A 15,326-nucleotide genomic window follows, 5' to 3' on the forward strand; every position below is an offset into this window, starting at 1 on the left:
TATAAGTGGGGACAATCAGTACATATAAAAGTGATTTGAATGGCATAAAAAGCCGATCTGCGCACACGATTTGTGAACACTCACAAATTACAGCTACATTATTTGTGCAAGGATCATAGGCACTGTGCTTTTTATGCTGTAACAAATCACCTTTATATGAAAATCTGAAAGGAGCCTTAACATGAATAATAATTTTATACGCTCAATGGCATTTATATCTGCATTTTGCTTTGCACTGTGTTCATGTTCGGAAACAAAAAATAATACCACCGACTCTGCAAAAACAACATCAGCCAACAGCGAAGCATCAGCACAGACGCTGAGTGAGCTTTCGGAGAATTCCTACAAGCTCGTAAAATACAAGAGCATTGACGGCACAAACTTCATAAACAATGTAAAAAGAGCAAAAAGCGGCGAGTATTACGCTTTTGCAGATTTCAAGGACGATTTCGAGGAAAAGCCTCATATATATAAAATAAGCCCTGATTTTTCAGATATACAGAAAATAGTATTTGAACTCCCCGACGAAGCTGCGAAAGCCGATGACAAATACAGCAACATCGTTTTTAATTCAGAAGGCGATGCAGCAATATATTACACGTTCCTTGACAACGGCGATATGGAAGAGCCCGAGGGATACGACCCGAACTTCGATTATCAGGCATTTTACGAAAATCAGACAGCTACCCACGCTATCTGTTTCTATAACAAGGACGGAAGCATAAAAAAGTTCATTGACCTCAGCACGCTGAGTGATGAAGAAAACACAGGAGACCGTAATTTCGATCATCTTTCATCTCCCGAAATGCCCGACGGCGATACGGTTATCACTTGCTTCTCCCCCTATGAGCTATACGTTTTCAAGAGCGACGGCAGCTATGATACCATCGCTATGCCGCAGGAATATACAGAATACAGCTTTCCCTCTCTTATTACAGGAACTGACGGCAAGGTATATCTCAGCACAGCAGTTACCGAACAGGACTATTCCTCCACTAAAACGGAGATAATGGAGATAGATGCCGACGCATTGGAAATAAAAGAGCCTTCTTTCATTGAAAAAGACAATTTCAGCCACTTTGGCTCACATCAGTATGATACAGGCTACGGTGATTACCTTTTCATTGGATACAACGAAGATGACGTCATCGGCATAAAGGCTGACGGCACATCTGAGACAATACTCAAATGGATAGACGCAGATACAACTGCTATGAATATCATACCTGCGGATAACGATGAGTTCTACTGCTTCAGCCCTAATAACGACATGGAAAGAGCTTCTCTTGACATATACAAGCTTGTACACCGTCAGCCGGGCGAGCTTGACAACGTACAGATCGTAACTATAGCTTACTTCGGTGATAATCCGATGAATTACTATATAAGCAAGTTTAACCGCGAACAGGACAAGTACAGGATACAATGCATAGACTATGCCTCAGAGCTTACTGCCGAGGACTACGCAGACAAATCCCCCGAGGCAATAGCCGAGCACAGCAAAGAGGAATACAATAAGCTAAAGCTTGACATAGCATCGGGCAAAGCCCCTGATATCCTTATGCTTGACGAAAACGAAACAAAGCTTCTTGGCAAAAAGGGCGCACTCCTTGACCTGTACACCCTTATGGACAAGGATAACGAGATAAAACGCGATACCTTAATGCCTAATATTCTCAAGGCACTGGAAAGCAATGACGGCAAGCTTTATTCTCTGACCCCAAGCTTTACGGTCAGCACCATTGCTGTAAAGGAAAAGTTTATCGGCCACGAAAACTGGACTTTTCAGGAAATGACAGACCTTTTTGACAGCAAGGATACTGCTTCTCACCGCTACGACAGAATGAACAAGCAAGAAATATTCAGTATGCTCTTAAACTCAGACAGCAAGCTTGTAGACATTGAAAACTCCGAATGTCATTTTGATACTCCGGAGTTCATAGAGCTTCTCAAATTCTGCAACAGATTTGTAGATGAGGTAGAATTCGGAGACAAATCAAACGAAAAAGCGTTCGAGGCTTACTGCATGGATCTTGCCCGTAGTCTCATGGACGAGCAGGAGCTTATCTCACGTATAGAGCTCTGCGGCGACCGCGACCTCATATACGAAAAGAACGATTTTGGCGACGACGCCATACAGCTTGTAGGCTACCCTACTTCAAACGGCAAGGGCGGAAAGATACGCCCAAGCTATGAGTTCTCCATAAGCGCAAATTCCTCCGCAAAGGAAGGCGCATGGGAGTTCATCAAAATGCTGCTCAACGAAGCTTCGGACTACGATGTTGATGCAGGCAAGGGTGCAGACCTTTCATGCGGATATTCCGTTATACTTGATAATTTCAATAAGCAGATAGATAAAATGACAGCTACTAAATCCTTCGATGATGAAGGCAATCTGACAGAGGTCACAAGCTTTGAATCTCAGGGCAGAATAATAAAATGCCTTACAAAGGAAGAACTTGCAGACCTTAAACGCTATATCCTCAGCTGTGACACCCTGTTCAACACCTTAGACGATGATGCATATGCAGTATGCTATGAAGAAGCCGATGAATACTTCAAGGGCGGAAAGACCGCAGAAGAAGCGGCAAAAATGATGCAGAACCGCATATCTATCCTTGTAAGCGAGAAGAGCTGATATAAGCTGGTTCCTATTATGCTTTTTTCATAATATTCTCTATATTTCAGAAAAACGGCAGTCATAGAAATATGGCTGCCGTTTTTCGTTCGGTAAAAATCTTTTCCGAGTTCCGCAACTATTAAAATCTCACAAATGCAGGCGACTGTTTTTGTTCATAACATAGAACCGCAAATTTATTTTTCTGATAATCAATGGTTTTCCGTTGAAAAAACCGCTTTTTATGCCCCCTTATAGAAGGGCATAAAAAATCGGCACAGCCTGAGCCGTGCCGATATATTTTATTTACTTACCTGTCTTAGGATCAAACTTTCCGAGAAGGAAGAGCTGGATTCTAACTGCATCGTTATTTGTAACACTGCCGTTGTTGTTTACAACAGAAGCATTGTTAAGACCTTCCTGTGTGATGTGGTTCTTGTCAGTACCTGTAACACCATACTTATTCGGGTTAGCAAGGCTCTGCATTACGAGAACAACGTCAGACATATCCACTTCGCCGTCGTTATTAGCATCGCCCCATACAGTTGCTCCCTTACTTGAAACATCAGAAGTTGTTATCTGAACAGGAGCAGTTGTAGTAGTTGTTGTTGTAGTAGTCGTTGTTGTCATTTGAGGTCTTGTGCCGATATAAACGCCATTATCATAACATTCCTGGCATACAGGGAAACCAAGCGGTCCGTAGATAGCATCTTCTTTCGGGATCTCCTTGCCACAGTTTTCACACTTTACTGTTTCTACAGGAGCAGTAGTTGTAACTGTAGTAGTTGTTGTGGTTGTAGTTGAGGTCGTGGTGGTTGTTGTAGTGGTTGTTGTAACAGGCTTTGTAGTAGTTGTTGTAACCTTTGGCTCAACGACTACAGGAGTACCGTTGCCTGCCTTACCTCCGTCAAGGTTGCTCTTTGCACCTGATGAATAGAACTGATTGAGTGAAAGACCGTTAGCTCCGAGAGCTGTCTGGTGATCGAGACCGATATACTTTCCTGCATCTGTCTGCCAGAGAGACTTCTCGAACAGGCTGTACTTATTGTTATCCCAGTTCATGAAAGTAGGATCAAGAAGTCCGCCTGTATCACCTGAGTTAGGATTGATACACCAGAATGTGTGGTTGATATGATTGTCTATCATATAATCACGGAGAAGCTCCATCCACTTCTGGTTGGCACCCTTGTCCATATGACCGCCCCACTCACCGATGAGGAGAGGTGCGATATCTTCCTTGTTTATGTATGCCCATGTGTCATACCAATAGTCATCAAGGAGAGTCTTTGTAGTAAAGTCCTTATCGAACCATGTCTGTGCATATACTGACGGACCGTAGTCATGAGGTGAGTAAACTATCTGTGAAGTACCGCTCTCGGGAACTACAGGGAACTCTCTTACGCCGCGGAGGTTTCCGCCCCACCATGCACCATGCCATTTTTTATCCTCTTCTGTCTTAGGCTCCCATACATCAGGAGTATCAAAGGTATAGCCCTTTTCAGTCATAGGATACTGCTCGATGCCCTCGATGAAAATAAGAGCATGAGGATTTACCTTGAGAATAGAATCAGCACAGGTCTTTGCTGCATAAGCCCAGTTGTTTTCGTCCTTAGAGCCGTCCCACTTAGCGATATCAGAAGGGCACTCATCACCCTTATATCCACGCTTTCCGTGAGGCTCGTTTTTCAGGTCATAGCCGATAAGAGTATCATCATTTGAATACTTTTCAGCCAGCCATGTAAGTGAATCTATCCATACCTTTGTAGTTACGCCTGCCTTGCCGTACCAGAGCTCATAGTTATGACCGGAGTTGTTTGCGTCAGGGCTGTGGATATCAATGAATACCTTGATACCGTACTTCTTGCACTTCTGCATGATGATATCGAATATCTCCATTGAGTTCTTCAGTGTCTTACCGTCAGACTCAACGAAATCCCTGTTGATATCGCCGTACTTACCTGCGGGAGTGATAGTACCGTCCTCGCCCACTACGTCCTCGGGAGGATTATAGCTTGCCTGTACCGAGCTTACAGGGTTTGGCTTGCCATTCATCCATGATACGAGAAGCTCTGATGATATCGGCAGACGAAGGGTATTGATACCGTGGTCTGCAATGCTCTGGAGCATATCATCAACATCTCTTGCATAGAGACCGTGAGCACAGTTCTCTGAGCAGTTGAAGCCGAACCAGTTTGCACCTGTGATCCAGACTTCGTTTCCGTTCATGTCATAGAGTCTGCTGCCCTTTGCGTGGAGCCAGTCATCATTACAGTCATCGGCTGCAGCGACTCTGCCGATAGTGTCAGGTGCAGCTGTAGGTGCATAATAAACAGCACCTGTTACAGTCAGCGTTGCTGCGGCAGCAACAGCTGCCATTGATTTTAAGATCTTCATAGTTTTTCCCTCTCTGATTATATTTTTACCGCGCCGCCCCAACAGCAGCGCGGCATAAAAGCTTATTTTACCGGAAGTGAAGTATACTTGCCAAGGAGATACATCTGTATAGCCTGTGCATCGTTAGTAGTTATACCGTTTCCGTTGCCCTCAACGTCAGCATTTGCCGAGCCCTCACTTGTGAGATGATGCTCGTCTGTGCCGCTTGTTCCGTATTTATTCGGATTAGCGAGAGACTGCATTATCAGCACAGCGTCTGACAGATCGACCTGACCGTCGCAATTAGCGTCTCCGTACAAGCGATTACTGGCGATCTCAGCCGATGTAGTAGTTGTTGAAGTCGATGAAGATGTAGAAGTTGTCTTTGAAGTCGTTGTAGTAGTCTTAGGTGCTGAAGTAGTTGTAGTTGTTGTCTTTGCAGGGTCAGCATTTACTGTCTTGCCGTTTGAAGTCTTTCCGCCGTCAAGGTTGCTTCCCTCTGAAGCAGCATAGTTTGCGTAGAAATCATTCAGTGAGATACCGTTCTTGCCGAGTGCTACCTGATGGTCAAGACCGATATATTTTCCGCTCTTCTGAGTCTGCCAGAGGGCCTCCTCAAAGAGCTTGTACTTAGGTTCGTTCCATGCGATAGTAGTGCCGCTGCCCTGTGTGAAGCCGAGGCTGTCCCAGAGTCCACCTGTATCGCCTGAGTTTGTATTGAGACACCAGAAGGTGTGATTGATATGATGCTTTATCATATAGTCGCGGAGAAGTGTCATCCACTTGAGGTTGTCACCCTCCATGTGACCGCCCCACTCACCGATAAGCTCGGGAGCTATATCCTCTGCGTTTATGTATGCCCATGTATCGTACCAATAGTCGTCAAGGAGCGTCTGCTCTGTGAAGTTCTTATCGAACCATGTCTGAGCATAAACTGACGGACCGTAATCGTGAGGTGAGTAAACTATCTGCGAAGTACCCTGCTTAGGCTTGATAGGATACTCTCTTGCGCCGCGGAAGTTACCGCCCCACCATGCGCCGATATATGGAGAATTTGTCTTTCTGTCAGGCATTCCCCAATAGTCGCCTGCTTGTGCTCCGCTGAGCGACTGCTCAACGCCTTCGATCATGATAAGAGCATGAGGATTTACATCGAGGATAGCCTCTGCGCACTTTGTAGCTGCATAAGCCCAGTTATTTTCATCTGTAGAGCCGTCCCATTTAGCAGCTTCATCGCCTTCCTGACCCTTGCCGTGAGGCTCATTTTTAAGGTCATAGCCGATAAGTGTATCATCGTTCTTGTACTTGTCGGCAAGCCATACCAGTGAGTCTATCCAAACCTTTGTGGTAACTCCTGCCTTGCCGTACCAGAGATTGTAGTTATGTCCCGAGTTGTTTGCGTCAGGGCTGTGGATATCAATGAAAGCCTTGATACCATGCTCCTTGCACTTTCTCATCATAATGTCGAATACCTGCATACTGTCTACAGGAGTTTTACCGTCAGGTCCGCAGAAATCCGCATTGATGCAGTATGCGGGATCGGTATTGCAGGAGAAGCTTCCTACCTCGTTAGGAGTACCGTTCATCCATGATACGATAAGCTCTGTAGAAATAGGAAAACGAATGATGTTGATGCCGCGGTCGGCTATCTCGGTGAGACAGTCATCGGCATCAGCAGACCAGAGATAGTGCGGAACATTTTCGCCGCAGTTGAAGCCGAACCAGTTTGCACCGGTGAGCCATACCTCATTGCCGTTCATGTCGTAAAGTCGGCTGCCCTCTGCATGGAGCCAGTCATCGTTGTTTGTGTCAACAGCAGAAGCTGTCATGGTTGTCTGGCTAAGACAGGGTGCTGCTCCTGTCATAGCCAATGCTGCAGCAGAAACTACCGCTGCAACAGAGCGTGTGAATTTTTTCATTATTTAATTTCCCCTCTCACAGTATACTTTTCCAGTATACTTATAATTACCTATATTGTAGCATTTCAGCACTAAAATGTCAATAGTTTTGGTTGTATTGGTTGCGAAATACAGGCAAATTATAAAGAATTAACGAAATCATTCACGCATAAAAACATTATGCCGCACTCTCTACTTTATATAATCGCATGAGTACGGCAAAATCGGACATATTTAATTATTTTTCTCTCAGCTCCTGTATCTTATCGCGGAGATAAGCAGCGTGTTCAAATTCAAGCAGCTTTGCTGCATTCTTCATTTCCACGGTGAGCTTGTCTATGAGGTGCTGTTTTTCTGAAGCTGACATCTTCTTCTTTTGGGTCTTTTCCTCCACCTTGTTCTTGGAGGTTATCTCCAGTACATCGCGGACTTCCTTGATGATAGTCTTAGGCACTATGCCGTGCTCCTCGTTGAACTTCATCTGCAATGAGCGGCGGCGTTCGGTCTCGGTTATGGCTCTCTCCATAGAGCCCGTAACGCAGTCCGCGTACATTATTACCTGACCCCTGGCATTTCGTGCTGCACGGCCTATGGTCTGTATGAGCGAGGTCTCACTTCTCAGGAATCCCTCCTTATCGGCATCGAGTATAGCGATAAGGCTTACCTCAGGGATATCAAGTCCCTCACGGAGAAGATTTATTCCTATGAGAACATCGAACACTCCCTCACGCAGGTCTTTTATTATTTCCATACGCTCGATAGTGTCGATATCATGGTGCAGATAGCGAACTTTTACACCAAGCTTTTCATAGTATGATGTAAGATCCTCCGCCATTTTCTTTGTGAGAGTAGTTACAAGCACGCGCTCATGCCGTGCTGCTCGTTCATTTATCTCGGAAAGCAGGTCGTCCACCTGTCCGTGTGTAGGCTTTACGATAATCTCAGGGTCAACAAGTCCCGTAGGACGTATTACCTGCTCGACTATGGTATCGGTCTTTTCGCGCTCTATCTGTCCCGGAGTTGCGCTGACGTAGATAGCCTGATGGATATGCGCATTGAACTCGTCAAAATTCAGCGGACGGTTGTCCATAGCACTTGGCAGACGGAAGCCGTAGTCCACAAGGGTAGTTTTTCTTGCACGGTCTCCTGCGTACATGGCACGTACCTGCGACAGAGTTACATGGCTCTCGTCAACTATGAGGAGGAAGTCCTCGGGAAAGTGATCCATAAGAGTAAGGGGCGTACTTCCTGCGGGTCTGCCTGCAAGTACACGGGAGTAGTTCTCAACGCCGCTGCAATAGCCCACTTCGCGGAGCATTTCCATGTCGTAGTGTGTACGCTGCTCAATGCGCTGAGCCTCTATAAGCTTGTTATTCTGCTGAAAATAGTCGATACGCTCAGCAAGCTCGCGGTCAAGCTCTGTGAGAGCGGCTTCAAGCTTGTCATCGCCCACAACATAGTGAGATGCAGGGAAAATAGCCGCATGAGAAACTACAGCCTTTATCTCGCCTGTTATAACATTTATTTCGGAGATACGGTCTATCTCATCGCCGAAGTACTCAACTCTTACCGCCGTATCCGTTGACATTGCAGGGAATATCTCCACAACATCGCCGCGAACTCTGAACCTGTTTCGCTCAAAAGCTATATCATTGCGCTCATAGCGTATTTTAACAAGCTCGTTGATAAGCTGGTCGCGGGGCTTTTCCGCACCCTGACGTATGGAAACGCACATGGAACGATATTCCTCAGGGCTTCCGAGGGAGTAGATACAGGAAACACTGGCAACTATTATAACATCGCTTCTCTCCGCAAGAGCAGTTGTAGCAGAGTGACGCAGCTTGTCTATCTCGTCGTTTATTGAGGAGTCCTTTTCGATGTAGCTGTCCGTACTTGGCACGTAGGCTTCGGGCTGATAGTAGTCGTAATAGGATACGAAGTACTCAACAGCGTTTTCGGGGAAGAATTCGCGGAACTCCGAGCAGAGCTGTGCCGCAAGTATCTTGTTATGAGCAAGTACGAGGGTCGGCTTGTTCACACGGGCGATAACGTTAGCCATAGTGAAGGTCTTTCCCGAGCCCGTAACGCCGAGGAGTATCTGCTCCTTTTTGCCTGACTGTATGCCGTTTACCAGCTTGTCGATAGCCTGTGGCTGGTCGCCTGCGGGAGCGTAGTTTGAACATAGCTTGAAGTGATCCATAGTTCCCCCTTTGGAAGTTGAGAGTGTAGGGGCGCACATTGTGCGCCCGTGTTTTACATTTAAACAAATATGAAACGAAATGTAGGGGGCGATGCCTTCATCGCCCCGTAAATCGTAAATATCCTGTGTAGGGGCGGCGTCCCGCCGCCCATGCTAAATCAGCTTTCCGTCTTTGATTCCTCAGAATAGAGATTAGTATATTCTCCTTCTTTTAAACCATAGTACGCTAATACTTCATCCCAATTATGCGCATTTATTTCCTCTATACTTTCCATTTTGCCACCGCAGCCTACATATTTTTTATCGTCAAGGCAAGTCCAAACAATAGCGGTTTCGACTTTTTTGTTTGAATCAAAAATAAAAATATATTCTATTTCTCCAACTCTTGGCGATTGTCTTACAATTTCCCGACCAAAACCATCGTCATTTCGTACATTACTGTAAATAATGTCTGCGTCAGTTTCAAACTCAGAAAAATAATAATCGGCTTCACGGAATAAAATGTTCGCAAGTTCATTTAATTCAGATTTTAGATACGCATCATATTTTTCATCACTATTAGTTGTTTCAGAAAAACTATTTGTGATATTAAGTGTAGTTTGTGCCTCAGTGTTTTGTGAAGATGATAGCGATCCTTTGGTGTTTTTTCCACAACTAAAAAAGCAAAATGCAGAAATTGCAATTACGGAAAATAGTATTGTTTTTCTATTCAGCATAATTAAGAATAATCCTTTTTATATCTTGGTGATGTCAACAAGCTCCACATCGTTGATAGTTCTGCCCGATTCGAGGACTTTGACCAGTGACTTTGCCGTATCCACAGCCGTTAAGCTGCAAATAGAACGCTCAATGGACTTTCTTCTCATCTTAACGCTGTCACGCTCAGGGAGTCTTCCCTTTGCGGAAGTAGAGATAACATAGTGTATCTTGCCGCTGTCAAGGAGAGTCTCAACGTTGGGCTCACCGTCAGATATCTTGCGGACAAGGTTTGCAGCTATCATATTTCTGTGGAGAACGCTCTGTGTACCCGATGTTGCGTAAAGGTCAAAGCCCATACGCTCGAACTTATCAGCAATAGGAAGTATCTCTCTCTTGTCGCTGTCACGTACCGAGATAAGAACTCCGCCCTCGCGCTTGAGGTCAAAGCCTGCTGCGATAAGTCCCTTTAAGAGTGCGTCCTCAAGGTTTCTGCCGATACCGAGGCACTCACCTGTTGACTTCATCTCAGGTCCCAGCATTGTATCAACGTCTGTAAGCTTCTCGAATGAGAATACAGGAACCTTAACTGCTACGTAGTCGCCTGCGGGATAAAGTCCGCTCTCATAGCCCATATCCTTCAGCTTTGCACCGAACATTATCTTTGTTGCGATATCCACCATAGGTATGCCTGTTACCTTGCTGATGTACGGAACTGTTCTTGAAGAACGTGGATTTACCTCGATAACGAATACCTCGTGGTTGTATACGACATACTGTATATTTACAAGTCCGATAACGTTGAGCTCCTTTGCAAGGAGTCTTGTGTACTCAACGATTATGCGCTTGATACGGTCTGAAAGATGCTGTGCAGGGTAGATAGATATAGAGTCGCCCGAGTGAACGCCTGCACGCTCGATATGCTCCATGATACCAGGGATAAGGAAGTCCTCGCCGTCGCAGATAGCGTCAACTTCTACCTCAGTACCCATCATGTACTTGTCGATGAGGACAGGGTTTTCTATATTATGGCTCATGATGATGCCCATATACTCCTTTACATCTGCATCGGAGTGAGCGATTATCATATTCTGTCCACCAAGAACATAGGAAGGACGGAGAAGCACAGGATAGCCAAGGTCATTTGCAGCCACAAGAGCTTCCTCTGTGTTCATAACTGTGTGACCAGCAGGACGCGGTATACCGCACTTTTCAAGGACTTCATCGAAACGCTCTCTGTCCTCTGCCGCATCTATCATATCAGCGGAAGTACCGAGGATACGCACACCCATATCAGAGAGATAGCGTGTGAGCTTGATAGCTGTCTGTCCGCCGAACTGTACAACAACGCCGTAGGGCTGCTCGGTCTCGATAATGGACTGAACGTCCTCCTTTGTCAATGGGTCGAAGTACAGACGGTCGCCTGTATCGAAGTCGGTGGAAACGGTCTCGGGGTTGTTGTTGCAGATAACAGCCTCGTAGCCCAGCTCTTTAAGTGTCCATACACAGTGTACCGAGCAGTAGTCGAACTCGATACCCTGACCGATACGAATAGGACCAGAACCGAAAACGATGACCTTCTTCTTGCCCTTGTCTGTACGCTCAATGAACTGCTTTGCCTCGTTCTCGTCATCAAATGTGGAGTAGAAGTAAGGAGTCTCAGCCTTGAACTCGCCTGCGCAGGTATCAACCATTTTGTATACCGCACTCTTGTGCTTAGGGCACTTCTGTCCCGATATACGCTCGATAGTGCTGTCAAGGTAGCCGTACTGCTTTGCGATATCGTACTTTTCCTCAGTAAGCTCACCCTCAGTGAGCCATTTTTCCAGCTCAACAAGGTTAAGGAGCTTATACAGGAACCAGTTGTCTATCATGGTTATCTCGTGTATCTCTTCGGGAGTTATTCCGCGCTTCAAAGCCTCAAATACGCAGAATGAACGCTCGTCGTCGATAACGTGGAGCTTCTCGCGTATCTCCTCTGTGGAGAGCTTTGCAAGCTTTTTCAGGTTCATGGTGTCAAGACCAAGCTCAATTGAGCGGACAGCCTTCATCATAGCCTGCTCAAAGCTTGTGCCGATAGCCATTACCTCACCTGTAGCCTTCATCTGTGTACCGAGAGTACGCTTTGCATATACGAATTTATCAAATGCCCACTTAGGGAACTTTATTACAACATAGTCCAGTGCAGGCTCGAAGCAAGCGTAGGTCTTGCCTGTTACCTGATTGATTATTTCGTCAAGAGTGTAGCCGATAGCTATTTTTGCAGCTGTCTTTGCAATAGGATAACCCGTAGCCTTTGAAGCAAGTGCAGAGGAACGTGAAACTCTGGGGTTTACCTCGATAACAGCATACTTGAAGCTTGTTGGGTGAAGTGCGAACTGACAGTTGCAGCCGCCCTCGACTTTAAGCTCCTTGATGATATTTATAGCTGCTGTACGGAGCATCTGGTACTCTCTGTCGCTGAGAGTTACGGCAGGTGCGATAACGATACTGTCGCCTGTGTGAACGCCAACAGGGTCGAAGTTTTCCATTGAGCAGACTGTGATAACGTTGCCCTTTGCGTCACGGATAACCTCAAACTCTATTTCCTTCCAGCCGCTGATACACTTTTCTACAAGTATCTGTGTGATAGGTGAAAGACGGAGTCCGTTTGTTGCTATGTCGCGGAGCTCCTCCTCATTCTGAGCGATACCGCCGCCTGTACCGCCGAGTGTGAATGCAGGGCGAACGATAACTGGATAGTGTATGACTTTTGCGAAATCAACTGCGTCCTCAACTGTCTCTACGACCTTTGACGGGATAACAGGCTCGCCTATTTTTTCCATTGTGTCCTTGAAAGCCTGTCTGTCCTCAGCCTTGTGGATAGTCTCGGGGTCTGCACCAAGAAGCTTTACATTGTGGCTGTCAAGGAAGCCCTCCTCTGCAAGCTGCATAGACAGTGTAAGACCTGTCTGACCGCCAAGAGTTGACAGCAGGCTGTCGGGCTTTTCTATTTCGATTATTCTCTTTACAACGTCAAGTGTGAGGGGCTCGATATAAACCTTATCTGCCATAGCCTTATCGGTCATAATGGTAGCAGGGTTTGAGTTTACGAGAACTACCTCCAGTCCCTCCTGTTTAAGTGCGCGGCAGGCCTGTGTGCCTGCGTAGTCAAACTCGGCAGCCTGTCCGATAACTATAGGACCAGAGCCGATAACAAGTACCTTTTTTATATCACTTCTGAGTGGCATACTATTTACCTCCGTTTTAAATCAACATTTCAGATCTTTAATTCAGAATTAGGAATTAATGGTGTTCGCTTCGCTCACATAATTCAAATCCGTCCACCTCAGTGGACACTGCAATTCCGAATTCCTAATTTCTAATTTATTTAAGCATTGTTGCAACGAAATCATCGAACAGATACGCTGTATCCAGCGGTCCGCCGTGTGCTTCGGGGTGGAACTGAACTGTTCTTGCGTTGACTGAGGTATAGTGTATGCCCTCACAGGTCTTATCGTTTGCATTGATATGTGATACATGACCTACTGACGGGTCGATGCTGTCGCCTACTACCGCATAGCCGTGGTTCTGGCTGGTTACGTAGGTGAGACCGCTTTCAAGGTCGATAACAGGCTGATTTGCACCTCTGTGGCCGTATTTCAGCTTCTCGGTCTTTCCGCCGTTGGCAAGAGCCATGAGCTGATGTCCGAGGCAGATGCCGAATATCGGTATGCCCAGCTTTTGTATCTCCTTGATATTCTCTATTATCTCAACATTTTCGGCAGGGTCTCCGGGGCCGTTGGAGAACATTATACCGTCGGGAGCAAGCTCCTTTATCTCGGCTGCTGTAGTATAAGCAGGTACTACCACTACCTCACAGCCGCGCTTTAAAAGCTCCTGTCTGATATTGCGCTTGTAGCCGAAATCAAACAGTGCCACGCGGAGCTTCTTCTCCTCAGGCTCGTATGTGAGAGTCTCGTAATTGGTCACAGACTTTACAGCATCCTTAACTGTGAATGCGCGTACCTTTTCAAGGAACTCGTCCTTCTTTGCGTAAACGTCCTCGGTAGTGATAACGCCGTTCATAACGCCTACCTCGCGGATAATACGTGTAAGTCGGCGGGTGTCGATGTTATTGATACCGACTATATTGTGCTCCTTCAGGAAATCGTTGATATTTCCCTCACAGCGGAAGTTTGACGGTGCATTGCACCATTCTCTTACGATATATCCCGATACATAGGACTTTGCGGACTCATTGTCCTGCGAATTCACACCGTAGTTTCCTATAAGCGGAAATGTCTGTGTGACTATCTGTCCGTAGTAGCTTGGGTCTGTGAGAGTCTCCTGATAGCCTGTAACGCCTGTGGTGAATACTACTTCACCGATGACCGTACCCTTTGCACCGAAGCTCCTGCCCTCGAACACCTGTCCGTCGGCAAGCATAAGGTAAGCTTTTTCTCCCATGTTGAATAATGACATTGTAAATTCCTCCTTACGATTTTTAGAGGTCGTATTATTGGTGTTGTGCGCTCTGTTCCACGCCATTGTGGGCAGAACGTTTCAATGTTTATTTATGTTGTTTTCAGAACGGAACGCCGTGAACGGCGTTCCATACACTACTTACTTCAAGTTGATGTACTGGCAGATATCATCTCTCATGCGGATAACTTCTCTTCTTGCTGCCTTTGCGAAGTCGCGCTCGTCGCAGCCTTCCTTCTTGTATGCACACATTACTGCGCGTGAAGAGTTTACGATAGCTCCTAAACCGTTCTCGTCAAAGCCGCCCTTCAGACCTTCTGCTCCGCCGCCCTGTGCGCCGTATCCGGGTACAAGGAACATTGTGTGAGGAAGTCTCTTTCTCAGCTCTGTGAGCATCTCGGGATATGTAGCACCTACAACTGCGCCTACTGCGGAATAGCCGTACTTTCCGCGTGTATCCTCGCCCCACTTCTCGCACATATCGCCCATGCACTCATAGATAGTGCGTCCGTCGGCAAGCTTCATATCCTGAAGCTCTCCCGATGAAGGGTTTGAAGTCTTTACAAGTACGAATATGCCCTTGTCGCGGTCGCGGCATACTTTAAGGAGAGGCTCTATACCGTCTGTTCCGAGGTAACCGTTTACCGTGAGAGCATCTGCGCCGAAGGCTTCAAGATTGTTCTCGCCTACTGATGTTGCACCGAGGTGTGCGTTTGAATAAGCCTCCATTGTTGCACCGATATCGTTTCTCTTGCCGTCTGTCATTACGAACATACCGTTGAGCTTTGCATAACGGATAGTCTTTTCAAGAGTCCTGATGCCGTAATGTCCGTACATCTCATAGTAAGCAGCCTGCGGCTTGATAGCAGGTACCAGATCATGTATCTCGTCGATGATAGCCTGATTGAAGTCGAATATAGCCTTTGCAGCAGCCTTTAATGTCCAGCCGTCGCTGTCAAGATAACGACGCTGTATAAACTCCGGAACATATTCCAGCTTTGGATCAAGTCCTACAACTGTAGGATTTTTAAGGTCGATTATCTTTTCAATAAGTCTGTCGAATGACATATTTTTTCCT

The 15,326-nt window shown here is 46.2% G+C and carries 8 protein-coding genes; 1 reads left to right on the forward strand and 7 read right to left on the reverse strand.

Features of this window, described 5'->3' with window-relative positions:
- Positions 1 to 181: 181 nt before the first annotated feature.
- On the forward strand, positions 182 to 2,638 hold the full coding sequence (locus BUB28_RS14395; protein ID WP_072952236.1) for an ABC transporter substrate-binding protein: 2,457 nt from the start codon (positions 182 to 184) through the stop codon (positions 2,636 to 2,638).
- Positions 2,639 to 2,923: 285 nt separating this feature from the next.
- On the opposite strand, the gene BUB28_RS14400 is transcribed toward BUB28_RS14395, so the two are convergent.
- The 7 genes from BUB28_RS14400 to pyrF form a co-directional block, all read right to left on the reverse strand.
- Complete coding sequence (locus tag BUB28_RS14400; protein ID WP_431767976.1) at positions 2,924 to 5,005, reverse strand: cellulase family glycosylhydrolase; 2,082 nt, start codon at positions 5,003 to 5,005, stop codon at positions 2,924 to 2,926.
- 68 nt (positions 5,006 to 5,073) lie between these two features.
- A complete protein-coding gene (locus BUB28_RS14405; protein WP_072952238.1) occupies positions 5,074 to 6,909 on the reverse strand; it encodes a cellulase family glycosylhydrolase in 1,836 nt (611 codons plus the stop codon).
- Positions 6,910 to 7,126: 217 nt separating this feature from the next.
- Positions 7,127 to 9,088 (reverse strand): excinuclease ABC subunit UvrB, encoded by a 1,962-nt coding sequence (gene uvrB, locus BUB28_RS14410; RefSeq protein WP_072952239.1) that lies wholly within the window; start codon positions 9,086 to 9,088, stop codon positions 7,127 to 7,129.
- Positions 9,089 to 9,246: 158 nt separating this feature from the next.
- Positions 9,247 to 9,804: a hypothetical protein gene (locus BUB28_RS14415; RefSeq protein ID WP_072952240.1), complete on the reverse strand. Its 558-nt coding sequence runs from the start codon at positions 9,802 to 9,804 to the stop codon at positions 9,247 to 9,249.
- Between the two features lie 18 nt (positions 9,805 to 9,822).
- The gene (gene carB / locus BUB28_RS14420) at positions 9,823 to 13,014 is read right to left on the reverse strand and encodes a carbamoyl-phosphate synthase large subunit (protein WP_072952241.1); all 3,192 of its coding nucleotides are present in this window, start codon (positions 13,012 to 13,014) and stop codon (positions 9,823 to 9,825) included.
- Positions 13,015 to 13,150: 136 nt separating this feature from the next.
- Entirely contained in the window at positions 13,151 to 14,248 is a 1,098-nt protein-coding gene (locus BUB28_RS14425) for a carbamoyl phosphate synthase small subunit (protein WP_072952242.1), read from the reverse strand.
- A 141-nt stretch (positions 14,249 to 14,389) separates the two neighbouring features.
- Positions 14,390 to 15,316, reverse strand: coding sequence for an orotidine-5'-phosphate decarboxylase (gene pyrF / locus BUB28_RS14430; protein ID WP_072952243.1), 927 nt, complete (start codon positions 15,314 to 15,316; stop codon positions 14,390 to 14,392).
- Positions 15,317 to 15,326 lie beyond the last annotated feature (10 nt).

Origin of the sequence: Ruminococcus flavefaciens (assembly GCF_900143025.1) — a bacterium.
Classification (GTDB): domain Bacteria; phylum Bacillota; class Clostridia; order Oscillospirales; family Ruminococcaceae; genus Ruminococcus; species Ruminococcus flavefaciens_I.